Raw genomic sequence first — 17,474 nt, 5'->3', positions numbered from 1 at the left:
CAAAAGATTCGTTTGTTACAATCTCCTAATCAATCGGGAAAAGGATGAGAACGATGGTGCGTCGTTTGAAACGGTATAAGAATGTGGCTACTGGATTAAGCTTCTAAGTAAAAAAAGATTTTCATTACTTAGAAGCGAGGGAAACAAAATGAAACAGCATCGGTTTAACCACTGGTCGGAAATCAAGTATCTGAAGGATATGGTCACCAACCCCATGATCGAGGTAGGGGAATACTCCTATTACTCGGGTTATTACGATAATCATGATTTTGAGGATGGATGCGTCAGATACTTATGGGGAGATGAGAAATCCAGAACGTTATTTAACCCCATTGAAGACCATGGTTGGCATTTGGATAAATTGATCATAGGGAATTACGTCTGTCTGGCAAGTGGTGTAATTATTCTAATGGGCGGCAATCACAATCATCGTCCTGACTGGATCACCGTGTATCCGTTTGCAGAGCAGATTGAATCTTCTTATGAACCCAAAGGGGATACGGTCATCGAAAGTGATGCCTGGATCGGCATGAATGCAATGATCATGCCAGGTGTGAAGATAGGCGAAGGCGCCATTGTTGCAGCCGGATCGGTTGTTGCAAAAGATGTCCCGCCCTATACGATAGTAGGCGGCAACCCGGCCAAAGAGATCAAGAAGCGGTTTACGGACAGTGAAGTCGAAATGTTAAAGGAAATGCGTTGGTTCGATTGGAAACGGGAGCAGGTTGAACGCGCCAGTCCGATCTTGTCGAGCTCTTCGATTAGCCAGCTTTATGAGTTTTATCTGAGGGAAGTACTGCCAAGTAATCCCCGCATGAAATAAAAACGAATAAGTTTAACGAGCAAAAGTCCCTTCTGGATAGCAAATTCAGAGGGGGCTTTTTTAACATTAAAAAAAACCGCCGGCTCCCTTTGCCATGTCACAATAGTACCGGAAATGGCACGCCCTTCCTCTGTCGTCGGGCGACAACCGCTTTTACAATTAGGACGATGCCTTTTCAAACTGATAGACAAGCTTTGAATTTGGTACCGGTAACCGGAGAGTAGACACAGCACACGGACAAACGCGTATGCAGGTATCGTAAAGCGCGGTCCGGAAGGAGAGCAGCCAGAATGAACATATCGAACATGACGCTGGAGCAAAAGGTAGGCCAGTTGTTCGCATTAACAAGCAAAGGCACGACCGTATCGCCGGAGACCCGGCAGCTCGTGGCGGAGAAGAAGCTGGGCGGCGTGTTTCTGAATATCGACAGCCTGCAGGACCCGGAGCAGGTGAAGCGGCTGACGGACGATTTGCAGCGGGAGGCGCTGACGAACGGCGCCGGCATTCCGCTGTTCATCTCGGCCGATTTTGTCGCGGGCGCGGGCTGCAAACTGAAGGGCGGAGCGGTTCATTTCCCCAAAAACCGGGCGATCGGAGCGGCGGGCGACGAGCGGCTCGCCTACGAATCCGGGCGTGTCACGGCGGAAGAATCGCTGGCGATGGGCGTTAATTTCAACTACAGCCCCGTAACGGACATTAATAACAACCCGGACAACCCGGTGATCGGTACGCATTCGTTCGGCGATGATCCGGAGTCCGTCTCTCTGCTCGCGAACGCCGTCATCCGGGGGTACCAGGATCACGGACTGATTGCGACGGCCAAACATTTTCCCGGTCACGGCGATACGAATATCGATTCGCACTACGACCTGCCTGTGCTGACGTTCGATCGCGAGCGGCTGGAGAAGTTCGAGCTGGAGCCGTTCCGCCGGGCGATCGCAGCGGGCGTGGAGGCGATTATGATCGGCCATATCTCGGTGCCGGCGCTGGACTCTACGGGGCTGCCCGCATCGCTCTCTTACGAGATGACGACCCGACTGCTGCGCGAGGAGCTCGGCTTTCAAGGGCTGATCGTGACCGACGGCTTGTCGATGAAAGGAATTACGAACCGTTATTCGATGGAGGAGGCTTGCGTCCGGGCGCTCCATGCGGGAGCGGACATCCTGCTGGGCACGGCGCGCAGTCACGAAGAGGCGCTCTCGATGGTGGAGACGGTGATTGCTGCCGTAACCGGCGGGGACATCTCCGAAGCGCGGATCGACGAGTCGGTAGCGCGGATTCTCGCCGTGAAGGAAAAGTACGGCCTGACGCGCGAACGGTTCGCAGAGGCATCGTTATCTGCGGCCGACTTGTCCCGGCTCGATTCCGAGCCGTCCCGGCGCGTCAGCAGGGAGATCGCGGAGCTGGCGCTTGCCCCTCTCCACGGCATGACAGCACTGCCCGCTGATGGACAGACTTGGACGCTCATTCGTGACACCAAAGCGGAACGATTCGCCGCCAGGCTGAAGGAAGAATTGAGCGAACGTATCGCCGAAGAAGTCACGATCCCCTCTTACCTGGAGCTGGGAGAGGCGCTGGACCGGATCGGGGGAGGCAGCCGTATTATCGTGGCCGTATGCCACAATAAACCGATCGATCAGGCTTATCTGGCACAGATGAACGAGCGGCTCCGCCAGCGCGGCGGCAGCGGCGTCCGCTGGGTGCATTTCGGCTCCAACTACGATGCGGACCATCTGCCCGATGTGCCGGTACTGCTCGCCTACGATCATGCCCCCTCGCTTCAGGAAGTCGCCGTCAGCCGGCTTCTCGGAACTTGATACCCGCTTGTACCCGGACTTCTGAGGCTGTATTTCAGTCACAGAAGTCCTGTCATTTCAACACAATTCCTCTAGTGAAAAGGTCCGCCCGCCTGCCACAATAAAGACATAGCCAAGTGGCGCCATCAATTATGTGGAAAGGTGTAACCTCGATGAAAACTGCAACCCGCGACAACTGGCGGAAGCATCTGCGGACGGAATGGCTGTTGTACGTGTTCCTGTTTCCGGGATTGCTTTATTTTATCCTCTTCAAATACGTGCCGATGTACGGCGTGCTGATCGCTTTTCAAGATTACAGCCCGTTTCTCGGCATGAGCGGCAGCGAGTTTGTCGGCTTGAAGCATTTCGAACGTTTTTTTGCCGACGACGAGTTTCTGACCGTATTCCGCAATACGCTGCTGATCAGCGTATACAAGCTTGTATGGGGCTTTCCCGTTCCGATTCTGATCGCGCTAATGCTCAACGAGGTGCGAATCTCCTGGTTTAAACGGACGGCCCAGACCTTGTTTTACATCCCGCACTTTTTCTCCTGGGTTATTTTCGGCGGTATCGTCATTAACGTGCTGTCGGGTACGGGCATCATCAACACGGTTCTCGTCTTCTTGGGCTTCGAGCCGGTGTTGTTTCTGGGAGAGAAGGCGTACTTCCGGAGCATTCTGATCATCACCGACATTTTGAAGGAATCCGGATGGGCTTCGATCATTTACCTCGCGGCGATCACCGGGGTGGACCCGTCGCTGTATGAGGCGGCCCGAATCGACGGGGCGAAGAAGCGCCATGAAATCTGGCATATTACGCTGCCGAGCATCCGCAGTACGATTCTGATTTTGCTGGTGCTTCAACTGGGCAACATCCTTGAGCTTGGCGTCCAGCAAATCTTCATGTTGTACAATCCGCTCGTCTACGAGGTAAGCGATATTATCGATACGTACGTGTACCGCGTCGGCTTGACCGAGCAGAAGTTCAGCTTCGCGACTGCTGTCGGGCTGTTCCAATCCGTCGTCGGACTGGTGCTCATACTGATCGCCAACCGGATTGCGAAGCGTTACGGGGGAGGGGTGTGGTAATGAACCGTTCTTGGTCGGAAAAACTCGGAAGTGCACTGAACTATACGCTGCTGGCCGGCTTCGGGCTGCTCACGCTGTTCCCGTTCCTGCATGTCCTGGCCCAATCGCTGAGCAGTCCGCATGCGGTCTCCTCCAATCAGGTGACGATTTATCCGATTGATTTTCAATTGGAGGCTTACAAGCTGCTTCTGCAAGACAGCGCGTTTTACAAATCGTTCGGCATATCGGTCATGCGGACGGTATTCGGTACGGCGATCAACATGATCCTGACGTGCCTGATGGCCTATGCCGTCTCGCGCCGGACGCTCAAAGGACGCAGTGCCATTATGGCGATGGTCGTATTCACGATGCTGTTCAGCGGCGGCATGATCCCGAGCTTTCTGCTTCTGAAAGAGCTGAGCATGCTCAATACGTTCTGGTCGCTAATTCTGCCTTCCGCAGTTAGCGCCTTTAACCTGATTCTGATGAAAAACTTTTTCGAATCGATCCCGGAAAGTCTCGAGGAATCCGCCAAAATCGACGGTGCCGGCCACTGGACGATCCTGACGCGGCTGTTCATTCCGCTGTCGCTGCCGGCCATTGCGACGCTGACGCTGTTTTACGCGGTGATGCACTGGAACAGCTACTTCGATGCGGTTATGTATATAAGCAACGCCGACTTGAACCCGCTGCAGGTGTATTTGCGGAACCTGATCGTCCAGAACGAATCGAATATCGAGCTTACGAACAACATGGGGCTGTTCCTCGTCGCTCCGGAAACGTTAAAGGCGGCGACAATTATGGCAAGCGTATTGCCGATGATCATTCTGTACCCGTTTCTGCAAAAGTTTTTCGTGAAAGGAGTGATGCTCGGAGCGGTGAAGGAATAAGGGCTCCGCAGCCGCTTTCGTCAGAAGGGAAGAGAACCAAGGCAAGAAGAGTTATACTAACAAAGACAAGAAAAGGGAGGCACCTTTCAACATGAAGCTGAGAAAAACACTTGTCGTCCATTCCTTGCTGGCCACAGTGCTGGCAGCGGGCTGCTCCTCCGGTCAAACGGGGCAAACGGGCAGCGCCGGCGGAGCGGATTCGAAGGCGAAGGAGCCGGAGAAAGCGCCTGTCGTGAAAGTATTTATGTCCGGGGGCTTGAAATTTCCGGACGGCCAGACGATCAATGAAAATCCTTGGACGGCGATGCTGGAGAAGGAAACGAACGTTGACCTCGAGATCGAATACGGCCCGGCCACTCCGGAAGATTTTATAAGCAAGCTGAACCTGAAGTTCGCTTCCGGCGACATCCCCGATTTCTTCGTCCTTCCGGCGACGAGCCAATCTTGGCTAATGGACAATGCGAAGCAGGGTGCGCTGATGGATCTCGGCGACAAAGTGAAAAATTACAAAAACTTGTCGAACGCCGTATTCCCCGACGCGTGGGAAGCCGCCAAATACAACGGCAAAATCTATGCCGTGCCTGTACTGAACGACGGGAACCTCGGAACGAACAACTTCTATGTGCGCAAAGACTGGCTCGACAAGCTGAAGCTGGACGTGCCGAAGACGCTCGACGACCTTCACAACGTCGCCAAAGCGTTCAAAGAGCAGGACCCGGACGGCAACGGCAAACTGGATACGTACGGCTTTATCGGCTACGATAATTTGAAAGGCTGGTCGGGCTTGTTCGGAGCCTTCGGTGTCATCCCGGACGAGTGGATCATCAAGGACGGCAAAATCGTCCAAGCGGACATCCAGCCCGAGATGAAGGACGCGCTCGCTTACATCCGCAAGCTGCACGCCGACAAGCTGCTCGATAACGAATGGCCGCTGACCAAAGTGAAGGCGTACACGGAGAAGGTCAGCAACAACAAGGTCGGGCTGTACGAAGGAAACTGGGCGGCAGCGCGCAACGAGATCAATACGAGCAAAACGAACGACCCTGCGGCAAACTGGATCGCCATCGATCCGCCGACCGGCCCTACCGGCAAAAAAGGCGTGTTCGGAGACCCGGCCTACAAGTCGTTCGCCGTCATTACGAGCAAAGCGAAACATCCGGAAGCGATCCTGAACATGCTCGACTGGCTGTCCGTTCAGGACAATATCGACAAGTTCGTGTTCGGCTTCGGCGAGTACGGCGAAAACTTCATGTATACGAAAAAAGACGGCAAGCTGGCGCTGAACTTCGAAAACCACAACAAGTACGGTTACCGCCAGCAGCTGATGTTCATGCAGCCGAAGGAACTCAATTCCGGTAAGATGGAGTCGCTCGGCGCCGATTTCAAGCTCGTCGACAATATCAACCTGTCGGTTAAAAACGCGATTCGCGACCAGTTCACCGGTTCGCCTACCCCGGGGATGATCGAGAATTTGAGCAGCCTGCGCAAGCTGCGCGACGAAACGTTCGTGAAAATCATTATCGGCGAGCTGCCGCTCGAAGCGTTCGACAAGTTTGTCACCGATTACAAAGCTAAAGGCGGAGACAAAATATTAAAGGAAGTTGAAGAGTGGTACGCCAAAAAAGGTAAGTAAGAGCATCGGGATGAAGGGTGCAGGCATGTCCCTGTAAACGGAGCGCCTCTTCGGACGCTAACGGCTTGCTCTGTTATCCTGCCTCCTATGATACAATTGGTGAAGATATAGTCAAGAAACTCAGAAAACGGGCATAACGCCCAGCAGAAGCGGTGATCGTCGTGAATCGAAGCAAGCTCGCCATCTCCCGAAAACGCACTATTAAATCGACACTTCTTATGTTCGCGGTCGGCAGCCTGGCGGTATTTGCGGTGGTCACTTTCCTGTTGATTTTATGGTTTCAAAACGTGCTGGAACAGAAAATCCGCACTTCGGCGGAGCAGGCGCTCGGAACGGCGATTTCCGGCATCGAGATGTATATGGAGAATACGGTCAAGCTGTCGGAATCGATCGCAGCAAGCGACAATCTGCTGAAGCAGCTGGGCCGGTATCCCGACTTCCGTTCGCCTGACGCGGTATGGCCGCTGCTCGAGGTGATGGGCGACCTGAAGTCGTTTTCCGTGGTGAACCAATATATCGATTCCGTCGGAATCTATAACGAAACGTCGAACAAAATGCTGACCACCAAGGACGGCATTTATTCGGCGTCTTCTGCATCCGATCCCGGCGCCAAGCCGGACTGGCTGCAAGGCGTGAAGGACTATAAAGGAACGCCGCTGATCGGGGCCGATCTGATCGCCTCGGCGCCTTCCTATGCAGAGAGCCACAGCGGCCTTGTCAGTGTGGCCCGGCTGCTGCGTGCGTCCGACGGCGGCGGAGCCAACGTGCTTCTCGTTAATACGGAGAAATCGATCTTCGAGATGCTGGTCGGCGACAGCCCGCTGTGGAAGGGAACCGGCATCCTGATCTATGACGGAGGCGGGAACGTGATCTGGAGCAAGGGTGACCCGGATTTTCAACATGCGGCGGCGGGCCGGATAGTACCCGAACAGCCGCAAGACGGGCATGGCGGGGAAGCGTGGCGCTTTCCGGCTTCCGAATATGCGCCGGTCGCACTGGGGGATCGTGAGTACCGGTTCGTCCAGAAACAGTCTGAGCTGACGGGCTGGAAGGTGGCCATGTGCATTCCGGAAGAGGAGATCATGGGCGAGATCCGGCGGATGAAGCTGCTGCTGTACGCGGTGCTCGCCGTATTGGTGCTGCTTTCTTTTGCACTGTTCACGCTGCTGTATATGCAGATTTCGACTCCGATCCGCCAACTGATGGCCGGCATCCGGCGCGTCGAGAGCGGGGCGGCGTTCGTCCCGGTGCCCATATCGAGGATGGACGAATTCGGTTATTTGCAGAAACGGTTTAACGATATGGTCGTCAATGAGCAGCAGATGCGCCAAGCGATGTTCGAGCAGGAGCTGCGCGGCAAGGACGTGGAGCTCAAGCTGCTGCAATCGCAGATGAATCCGCACTTTCTGTACAATACGCTGGATTCGATCTACTGGGCGGCCGAGCGTTCGGACAATAACGAGATCAGCGACATGGTGCTCGATTTGTCGCGGTTTTTTCGGCTGAGCTTAAGCAGGGGCAAGGAGTTCGTTACCGTTCGCGAGACGATCGACCATCTGAAGACGTATATCCGGATTCAGCAGTTCCGGCATAAAGGCAAGTTCGAAGTGGAATGGGACATCGATGGTACGCTGCATGAGGTGAAGATCATTAAGCTGATGCTGCAGCCTGTTGTGGAAAATGCGATCGTTCACGGTCTGGAAGCTTTGGCTGACGCCTGCCGGCTTCGGGTGAGGACGGTTCGGGACGGGCCGTGGATCTTGTTCGAGGTGACGGACTCGGGTATCGGCATTCCGGCTCCCCGGCTTAAGGAGCTGCTGGAGGCCGTGCGCGACGAACGGCCCGAGGGCGGGAAGACGTACGGGCTGCGCAATTTGTATCAGCGGCTGCGGCTCATATATGGCGAAGAAGATATGCGATTCGAGATGACGAGCGAACCGTTCGGCGGGACGACCGTGTCGATCCGGATCGCCGAGTCCAGATTGGAGGGGGGCCGCCATGAAGATGAAGGTGATGATCGTCGAGGATGAGCCTAGAGTACGGGAAGGGCTGTCGGAGGCGATCGACTGGAACGAACACGGGATGGAGCTGGTCGGGACGGCCGAGAACGGTCTCGACGGGCTTGAGGCGTTTCGCCGTTATCGGCCCGACCTGGTGCTTGCCGACGTGCGGATGCCTGTCATGGACGGCCTGCAGATGGCGGAGCAGATTGTGGAGGAGCAGCCGGAGACGCTGCTGATCGTGCTTACCGGTTATGACGAGTTCGAATACGCGCAGAAAGCGATCCGGCTCGGCGTCCGCAATTATTTGCTCAAGCCGATCGGCAAGCGGCAACTGCTCGAAGAGCTGCAAAGCGCGAGGGACGATTGGCGCGAAGCTCTGGAACGCAAGCACGACACCGAGGCGATACGCCGCAGCATGGAACGGCAGCTGCCCGTCCTCCGCTCGGCTTTTATGGAAGACTGGTTGAACGGGGAAGGGAAGAGAACCGGGCCGATCGGCGAGAAAATCGCCTTCTTCGATCTGCCTCTCGACGATACGGGACTTGCGGCGGTGGCGGTGTTCGAGCTCGACCGGACCGAGTCTCCCGCTGACGATCCGCTGCTGCAATTCGCCATGCACAATATCGTCTCCGAGCAGTTGGGAGGCTGCGGCATCTCGCATCTGCGGGGCAACGGACAGACGGTCGTCATCTATCAGTCGGTCACCGCCAAAGACAGCTTGAGCGAACTGCTTTTATGGGTGGAGCGCGCCAAGCGGGAAGCGGCACGGTATCTGAAAGTATCGATTACGGTCGGTGTCGGCAGCCGGGTGGTGCCGCTGGCGGAAGTGCCGGCTGTGTTCACGGAAGCCCAGCAGGCGCTGCGGCTGAAGCTGTCGGTCGGAGCGGGACTCGTCCTGTACGAGGATCTGGTGTTGCCTCCGTCCGGACACTTGCCGCTGCTGACCGACTCCGATCAGACGCTGATCGTTCATTGCGTCGAGCTGAACGACGAAGCGGAGCTGGAGCGCGTGATCAGCCAGTTTTTCGACAGCGCCAAACGTCTCGATCCTCCTCATAAATATCCCGAGGAGCTGTTTTTCCCGTTTGCGGGACTGTTCGTGTCGCTCGTGCACCGGTTGGGCCGAGGCGTGAGGAGCGTGCTGGACGAGGAAGACTACAAGCTGTTCCGTTACCCGGAGCAGTTCCGCTCGCTGGATGAGATGGGCCGCTGGTGGTGCGACCGGTTTATCCGGATCAGCCTGCAGTTCGACCATTACCGGAAGGCGCGCAAGGTCAAGCTGATGGAGGCGGTCATGACTTATGTCGAGGAGCATATCTTCGACAAAATCACGCGCGAGGATGCGGCGGAACATATCCGCATCAACTCCTCCTACTTAAGCAGGCTGTTTCGCGAAGTAACCGGAGAGGCGTTCTCCGATTTCGTGCTCCGCAAAAAGATGGAAAAGGCGATGAGTCTGCTTCAGGAGGAACAGGCGCTTGTGTACGAGGTGGCGGACCGGCTCGGGTATAAGGACCCGAGCTACTTCTCACGGGTGTTCAAGAAATATACGGGACGCAGTCCGTCCGATTTTGCCTGATAGATCGTTGCCGATCGCGGCTGCTCCTTTTTCCGCGCCTTCCCTTTCCTTACAAAAAAGGATATGCAGATTGCGGGATAATTGCATGTTCTCCACCCCGGCGGCTATCGTATGATGATTACGAATAGAGGATGTGCAAAGGGGAAAAGGGAGGGGTAAGATGAACAAGAAGATAGGGGTAAAAAACTGTATGGTTCCGGTTTCCGCCGCCGTTCTGCTGCTTCTCCTCGCCGCGTGCGGGGCTGAGAAACAGCAGACGACGGCGGAGGGACCGTCCGGTACGACGCCGGTGAAGAAGGACCCGGTCAAGCTCGTCTTTTATTCGACGGCAGGCTGGACGCAGGAAGCTTTCAACGAACGGTTCGGCGATACGATGAGGAAGAAGTTTCCGGGGTATGAGATCGAATACGTCGCCTCGGGCAAAGGGATGGAGTTTCCGGATATGCTTTCCGCGGGAGCGCAGATCGACGTCTACTGGCAGGCGGTGGACAATACGATTCCTCATCTGCTCCAATACAAACTGGAATACGATATGACGGAGCTGATTAAGAAATACGGCGTCAATTTGAACCAACTGGAGCCCTCCTCTGTAGAAGCGGCGAGGTCGATGTCAAACGGGAAAATGTATGCGCTACCAATCGTGAATAATGCGGCCGCCCTATACTACAACAAAGATTTGTTCGACAAGTTCGGCGTACCGTATCTGAAAGACGGAGTGACCTGGGACGAAGTGATCGGGGTGGCCAAGCGCATGCGCAGGACGGATGGAGGGCTTGAATATTACGGCATCGGAAGCGATGTTCAGCCGCATCTGAATTTGAGCTCCTTATCGATCCCGTACGTCGATCCAAAGACGGAGAAGCCGACCATTCTGACGAACGGCGGCTGGAGCACGATCTTTAACCAGCTTATTGAGATGAAGAAGACGACGGACTACAAGTCGCTTAATGCGAGCAACTTCGTTCAGGAGAAAAACTTGGCGATGGTTGACGGGCTGGCCAACGCGTTTCTGAACTTCGATATGACAACGCTTAATTGGGATCTGGTCAGCTATCCCTCCTACAAGTCCGCGCCCGGAATTGCCTCACAGCCGCTGCCTACGATGTTCGGCATTACCTCGATCAGCAAGCATAAGGAAGCCGCTGCCGAAGTTCTCGCCTATATGCTGTCCGAGGAGGTGCAGAAGTCGTTGTCCGAGCGGGCGATCATTCCGGTGCTGCAAAGCGACGTAGTTATGAAAGCGTTTGCAAAAAACAGCAAATACAAAGATAAAAACTTTCAGGCCATTCTTGGCAAAAAGTTCGCGCCGATTACACCGAAAGTTACGTACGAAGCCAAGGCCCGGTCCATCTACGGCAAATATGTCCCGGATCTTGCCAAAGGCACGATCGATCTGAACACCGCCTTCCGGCAAATCGACGAGGAGATGGTCAAATTGATCGCGGAGGAGAAAGCGAAGTAGCCGGCCCGATAACGGTGGAGCGAAACCGGAAACGCCCCTTCAGAGCGAAAAATGAAAAGCGAAAAGCCTTCACCCTTTTAGTGGGGATGAAGGCTTCTTTTTGCTGCAAGCGATAAGATCAGGGCCGAATCAGGCCAGGCTGTGTTTACGGATGGCGGGCGGAACGTCGAGCAGCTTGTTCAACTGCAGGAAAGCGCGCTTCGGCTTCACGAGAATATCGATGATGTTGAACGACCACTCGGTGATGGCCGGAATATGAATGGCATTAATGCCGGTCTCCAGCGCCGGAACGACATCGGTACGGATCGAATTGCCGATCATCCATGTCGCATTGCGGTCGAACTTGCTCCGGGTCAAAATCGATTCGAGCACTTCCGTCGTTTTATGGGGAGAGATAAACAACCGGTCGCCGAAGAAAGCGTCCAGTCCCATTCTACTCACCTTGCCTTGCTGGATCGAAGGTTCACCGCCTGTATATAGAAACAGCTCGTGCCCTGCGTGCTGGAGCTTCTCCAGCGTCTCCGTCATGTCCGGGTAAGGCTCGATCTCGGGAAATTCGTATACGCTATTGCCCAGCTCATACAGCCTTTTCCGTTCTTCTGCGCTGGGCTTCCGCCCGGTTTGGGCTGAGAAGTAGTCGTACGTCTCCAGAAACGACTGGGGAAAATGACCGGCGGCAAACCCGAGCTTGTGTACGCCGGCAATATCGAACTCGGACTGCTTGCGGCGCACCTCGTCTTCGGTCAGCCGATACCCATTGAACCATATCGTCATCAGATCGGCGAATTGGATCAGCACCGCGTCGAAATATTTGTTGCAATGAATCAGCGTATCGTCCAGATCGAACAGAATCGTTTGTTTGGGCATGCCGCATTCGCCTCCTTGTACGGATGAAATTCTTTTAGCGGGTACCCTCTATTGTAACACGATTTGCGGGGCATCCTAAAAAGGTTTCGTAAATCTTGCAACAGGAAGAAGGTGGAGCTAGCATGAGCATAACGAACAAAGCACATTCCGGCCGGTGGAAAGCGCGGCTTGGCACAAGCGGGCTGACCGCGGCGGTCCTGCTTCTGACCGTAACGGCGACCGGCTGCCAGCAGACGAATTACCGGATGAAAGAGCAGCAAAACCCGAATCAGGACACCCGGGGCATCCGGGATGAGCGTTACCTGGAGGACCGGGTGAATACGAACCTTCCGCAAGGCGGTACGACTCCGCAGGACGTATACGATCGGCAGCAAAACATTCGCCCCGGCGACGCAAACGGCGGCAATCCGCCGACCGTGGAAGGGGACAACATCATCGAGCCGGGCTCGATGAAGCAGATTTATCGCTAGGCGCGATCGTTATCGAGCAGCGCCGGGAGGGGCTGTACCCGAAAGGTTCGCATGACATGGAAGTGGAGCGTTCCAATTACCAAACGAAGGCTCTCAGTATGGTCTTAGCGGGATTGTGCCATCCGTACCGTACGGCAGCGCGCCTGATTGATCCCGGGTACCGACAGGAAAACCCCCGGTGCTCTGCCCAAGCAGAGTTCCGGGGGTTCGTTATAAGTGCTGCGTAGTTGATCCTCGATCTTCCAAAATTATTCCGTCGCTACCGACTGATCGGCCTGCATGCCGACCGGCGAGATGCGGACGAAGTTCGCGTCCAGGTCGCCCAGCAGCGCTTCGATACGGGCGGCCGCTTCCGTCTGTCCGGAAGCTTGCAGCTCGTCACGGTAAGCGCCGAGCAGCCCGGTCAGATCGGCGCGGCTTTGCGTGCCGAGCGGCTGAATGCTGACCTTCGCGCCTTTGGCGATGCGTCGCTCGATCGCTTGCGTATCGAGGCCCATCTCCGGCACGAGGCGCTGGTAGATGACGCCGCCGGTCATCCCTGCACAGATCCATGGACCCGGATCGCCCATCACGACGGCACGGCCGTTCGTCATATACTCGAACGCGAAGCCTTTCAAGTTCGCACGGCTCGCGATCGAACCGAGCGCGTCTTGAAGCGGCTGGGTCACTTCGCCGCCGAAGATGACGTCGGCGCCCGACAGCCGGATGCAGGCACGGGAGTCCGCGCCGCCCTGTACGATAAACAATCCTTTCTGCGCGCCGTAGCAGAACGATTTGCCGACAGAGCCGTCGATCCGCACTCCATTTTTGCCAGGTGCTTTCAGGATGGCGACTTTGCCGCCGAACGACATTTTGCCGACGCCGTCCTCGGCTCCGCCGTGTACGGTAATGTTCACGCCGCGGGCGTTGAAGGCGGCGAGGCCGTTGCCCGGCACCGAGCCGTCAGCGAGCGTAAGCGAGACTTCCGGCAGGCTGTCGTAGCTGCCGTCGAACCGGTCGCGGACGCGATGGCTGGAGAAGCGGCTGCCGATAATACGCGATTCCGCGTCGATTTTCGACCATCTGCGCTCCACGGCCCGGTCGAACGCGAGTACGTCCGGATAAAACTCTTGGCCTTCCGCGCCTGCGGCAATCCGGATATCGGACGATACGGCCGCAGCCGCTTCCGCCTGAGCGTCAGCCGCTTGCAGGAACGACAGCGGAGCCGGACGAAGCAGGTCGGACAGATCGATCCGGTCCAGATGGTCGACCTGCTTCAGCAGGTCGGAGCGCCCTACGAGCTCCTGCAGAGTGGTGTAGCCGAGCTTCGCCACGATCTCGCGAATCTCGTCGCCGAACTGGCCGAACAGACGAACGAGCGAATCGACGGCCAGATCGAACTGGCGAGGCACGAAGCGGCGAAGTCCTTTTTCCTCGGCTTCCTCCATATGATCGATTTGGGTGGCGATCCCGACATGGCACGTATCGAGATGACAGCCGCGGCAGGTTGTACAGCCGATAGCGAGCATCGCGATCGTTCCGAAGCCGACCCGGTTCGCGCCGAGCAGCACCTGCTTCACGACGTCAGAACCGGACTTCATGCCGCCGTCGGACCACAGCTCCACTTTGTGGCGGAGGCCCGCTTCGATCAGGGCGACGTGAGCGAGCTTCGTCCCGATCTCGGTAGGCAGCCCGACATGCGTCAGCGAGTGAATCCGGGCTGCGCCCGTTCCGCCGTCGAAGCCGGACAACGTGATCACGTCCGCGCCGGCTTTGGCGACGCCTACGGCAATCGTGCCGATTCCCGGAACGATCGGTACTTTGACGATAATTTGCGCCTTGCGGCCGCTTGCTTCCTTCAGCTCGGAGATCAGCTGCGCCAGATCCTCGATCGAATAAATGTCATGGTTGTTCGATGGCGAGATCAGGTCGGAGCCGATCGTCGCATTACGGGCTGCGGCGATTTTGGCGGTAACCTTGGAACCCGGCAGATGGCCGCCTTCGCCCGGCTTCGCGCCTTGGCCGATCTTGATCTCGAGGAACGCCACGGCGTTAGCCAGCTCGACGTTGACGCCGAAACGTCCGGACGCGACCTGGGCTCCGCGGGTCCGCTTGTAGCGGCCGAGCATGTCTTTGATCTCTCCGCCTTCGCCGTTCATCGTCACCATGTTGAGGCGCTCGCCGGCTTCCGCATAAGCGCGGAACGCCGTTTCGTTCTGCGAACCGAACGACATGGAGGAGATGAGCATCGGCAGACTGTGCTTGCCGACCGAGATATCGACTTCGGACGGATCGACCGGCTTGCGTCCCGACTTTTCATAATCGAATTCGGCGACATGACGGATCGAGATCGGATTTTTCTTCTCTTCCTCGTACAGTTTGTCGCGGTATTCGCTGTAAGGCGCTTCGCCCGATGCGGCGTCGCCGAGCGCTTTCCACATCCGCTGGAAGAAACGGAAATTTTTCGCCGCTTTCGCCTTCGGATTGTGATAATCCGTCCAGCGAGCTTCGGCTTCCTTCTCCAGCTCGGCATAGCCGGTGCCCGCTTGTTCGCTGCCTAAATAATTAACGATATCAAGCACTTCCGCCAGCTCCGGCTTTAATCCGATCGAGGAGAAGAAGCGGGTATAACCGCGCAGCTCGTGCGTTCCGATCGTGGAGATCACTTTCTCCAGCCCTTTTTGAAGAGTCAGCAGCACTTTGCGGGCTGCAGCGGCGCCGTCTTTGACAGCGGCCGTCTCGAACAGGATGTAAGGAGAGACGATTTCCGCGCCCAGACCGCAGGCCAGCGCAATATCGTGCAGATTGCGGATGGAAGCGGAACGGACCGCAATCGAAGCGCGGCGGCGCAAGTTGTCGCCGGACCCGAGCTTGACGGCGCGCAGCGCAACATCGATCTTGGAGATGGCCAGATGCGGGTCCATCCACAGGTTGTCGTCCTGATGCACGGCCGCGTCGTCGAGCAGCACGAGAACCGCGCCGTTTCGGACGGCGTCGACAGCATCCAGTGCAAGCTGGTTCAGAGCGCCCTGAAGCGACGATCCGCGCTTGAACGACAGCGATAAGCCCGCCACCGCGTGTTCGCCCTGTTTCCGGCATTCCGCGATAATTTGCTCCAGCGACATATGGCCGATCTCTTCCAGCGACCCGATCCCGTTCTCGCCTTCGAGCACCATCGGCGCCATAATCTCGAACCGTGTCTCGCTGCCCGGCTGCCCGTAGACGGAAGGACGGCGTCCGATGATAACGCGGGTGGAGAAATGCTCCTGCTCGCGGTCGCGGTCGATTGCCGGATTCGTGACGACGGCTACGCTCTCTTTAATAAAATCGGGAATGTTCTGACGTTCCCAATGAATGGCCGCGTGCGGAGCGTCGTGTCCGAGCGAACGGATCGGCTCGGCGCCCGTCTGCGCCATCGATTCGATCATCTGGATGCCGTCGCGGTCCCAGCCGAACGCGCTGTACACATTATCGGTGGCGGCAACTTTAGGGAACCGCTCGACAGCTGCATCCGTCTTGCCGAAAGACAAGTGGCCGCCCATTCCTTGCAGGTTGATGCGCGACTTCGTCCGTTCCAGCACGAGGCTTTGCAGCTCGCCGTAAGGGACGACGCGAACCGGATGTCCAGGGGTCAGCACGACGCCGATTTTCTCTCCCGGGGCGGTAGGCTTTGGCTCGGCGACCATTTCGTCAACCGTGATGATGCCTTGCTCGGAGGAGAAATAAAGCGACGTCTCGCTTTCGACCATCCAGACCGGACGGAGCCCGAGAGCGTCTACGCTGAATACGCACTCGTTGCCGTAGCGCGATACGATGCCTGCCGGTCCTTGAGCATAATGGCCCCAGATCTGGCGATAATACATATACAAGTCTTGCAATTCCGGACGGAACAGCTTGATTTCATTATGAATCGGAGGGAAGACAAGCTCCATCGCTTCGAACAGGCTCATCCCGAACCGGTGAATAAACGTCTCGATCACCCGGTTCATATCCTGCGAATCGCTTCCGCCGTCGACGAGCGGTACGCCGATCATGTCGGCTTCGTAGCGCATTTTTTTCACCGTATTGATCTCGCCGTTATGGCCGAGCAGGGAGAAGGGCTGGACCCGGAAAAAGCTCGACAGCGTGTTCGTCGAATACCGGTTGTGACCGATCGTCACTTGAGCCGCGAACAACGGATCTTGCGTGTCCTTGAAATATTTGGGCAAAATGCTCGCTGCGCCCATCACTTTGTAAGCGGCCGTCACATTGCTGAGCGAAGCTACGTGCACCGTGAAGCGGTCTTCGATCGCCGCATGCAGCTCGAACAGGTGATCGGCTGCCACTACGCCTTCTTGCTCGCACAGCGCGGCTACCTGCCAGAAGCACGGCTCGTCGAGACGTCCGCTCCGGCCCAGCACGCTGCTGTCCGTCTGCGCCTCTTGTTCGATCAGAATCCGAATGCCGCGCTCCGCGAACATCGAACGGATCGTCTCTTGAATGTCCGCTACGGATTGATCCAGCTTGCGCGGAATGAAGATATGCGCGATCGAGAAGTTCGGGTCTTCGGCCAATTGTCCGGACAAGCCGGCGTCTTCCAGACGTTTCGCCCAGAGCGCCCGCGGGATATCGGTCAAAATGCCGCAGCCGTCGCCTTCGCCGTCGATAAACCCGGAGCGGTGCTCCATCTTGACGAGCGCGTCGATCGTTTTCTGAATATTGTCACGAGACGGGTAGCCGTCTTTTTCGATAATACAAATAATGCCGCAGCTGTCGTGCTCGGTCGTTAACAGGTCCTGAAAACGACCCTCGTTGATCATGGATGTATGCATAGTATAATTTCAGCCGGTACTTCGAGGGAGCCTAAAAAAACCTTCACCGGCCTACTGACCTCCTTAATTGGGTTAAAGAACCTCGCCAGACGAC

11 protein-coding genes are annotated in these 17,474 nt (G+C 56.5%); 9 read left to right on the top strand and 2 right to left on the bottom strand.

Annotation, left to right across the window (positions count from 1 at the left end; all coding sequences use genetic code 11):
• The first annotated feature begins 148 nt into the window (after positions 1–148).
• From AC3Y2E_RS29250 to AC3Y2E_RS29215, 8 genes are all read left to right on the top strand, one after another.
• Positions 149–823: a CatB-related O-acetyltransferase gene (locus AC3Y2E_RS29250; RefSeq protein WP_379216769.1), complete on the top strand. Its 675-nt coding sequence runs from the start codon at positions 149–151 to the stop codon at positions 821–823.
• Positions 824–1,113: 290 nt separating this feature from the next.
• Positions 1,114–2,640 (top strand): glycoside hydrolase family 3 protein, encoded by a 1,527-nt coding sequence (locus tag AC3Y2E_RS29245; RefSeq protein WP_379216767.1) that lies wholly within the window; start codon positions 1,114–1,116, stop codon positions 2,638–2,640.
• 152 nt (positions 2,641–2,792) lie between these two features.
• Positions 2,793–3,707, top strand: a complete 915-nt coding sequence (locus AC3Y2E_RS29240) for an ABC transporter permease (protein ID WP_379216765.1) — start codon at positions 2,793–2,795, stop codon at positions 3,705–3,707.
• On the top strand, positions 3,707–4,576 hold the full coding sequence (locus tag AC3Y2E_RS29235) for a carbohydrate ABC transporter permease (RefSeq protein ID WP_190931463.1): 870 nt from the start codon (positions 3,707–3,709) through the stop codon (positions 4,574–4,576). The genes AC3Y2E_RS29240 and AC3Y2E_RS29235 overlap by 1 nt, the downstream gene beginning before the upstream one ends.
• Positions 4,577–4,667: 91 nt before the next feature.
• Entirely contained in the window at positions 4,668–6,209 is a 1,542-nt protein-coding gene (locus AC3Y2E_RS29230) for an extracellular solute-binding protein (protein WP_379216763.1), read from the top strand.
• A gap of 161 nt (positions 6,210–6,370) precedes the next feature.
• Positions 6,371–8,239 (top strand): cache domain-containing sensor histidine kinase, encoded by a 1,869-nt coding sequence (locus tag AC3Y2E_RS29225; RefSeq protein ID WP_379216761.1) that lies wholly within the window; start codon positions 6,371–6,373, stop codon positions 8,237–8,239.
• Entirely contained in the window at positions 8,208–9,791 is a 1,584-nt protein-coding gene (locus AC3Y2E_RS29220; protein WP_190931460.1) for a response regulator, read from the top strand. The genes AC3Y2E_RS29225 and AC3Y2E_RS29220 overlap by 32 nt, the downstream gene beginning before the upstream one ends.
• Positions 9,792–9,951: 160 nt before the next feature.
• Entirely contained in the window at positions 9,952–11,253 is a 1,302-nt protein-coding gene (locus tag AC3Y2E_RS29215; RefSeq protein WP_190931459.1) for an ABC transporter substrate-binding protein, read from the top strand.
• A 129-nt stretch (positions 11,254–11,382) separates the two neighbouring features.
• Here AC3Y2E_RS29215 and AC3Y2E_RS29210 read toward each other — a convergent pair whose 3' ends face one another.
• Positions 11,383–12,120, bottom strand: coding sequence for an HAD family hydrolase (locus AC3Y2E_RS29210; RefSeq protein WP_379216758.1), 738 nt, complete (start codon positions 12,118–12,120; stop codon positions 11,383–11,385).
• Between the two features lie 122 nt (positions 12,121–12,242).
• Here AC3Y2E_RS29210 and AC3Y2E_RS29205 point away from each other — a divergent pair, with 122 nt between their 5' ends.
• Positions 12,243–12,590 (top strand): hypothetical protein, encoded by a 348-nt coding sequence (locus AC3Y2E_RS29205; protein WP_190931457.1) that lies wholly within the window; start codon positions 12,243–12,245, stop codon positions 12,588–12,590.
• A 248-nt stretch (positions 12,591–12,838) separates the two neighbouring features.
• Here the strand turns inward: AC3Y2E_RS29205 and AC3Y2E_RS29200 are convergent, their stop codons facing one another.
• A complete protein-coding gene (locus AC3Y2E_RS29200) occupies positions 12,839–17,380 on the bottom strand; it encodes a glutamate synthase-related protein (protein ID WP_379216755.1) in 4,542 nt (1,513 codons plus the stop codon).
• Between the last annotated feature and the right edge of the window lie 94 nt (positions 17,381–17,474).

It is taken from the genome of Paenibacillus sp. MAH-35 (assembly GCF_058135425.1).
This window is presented reverse-complemented; position numbering and strand designations above follow the sequence as displayed.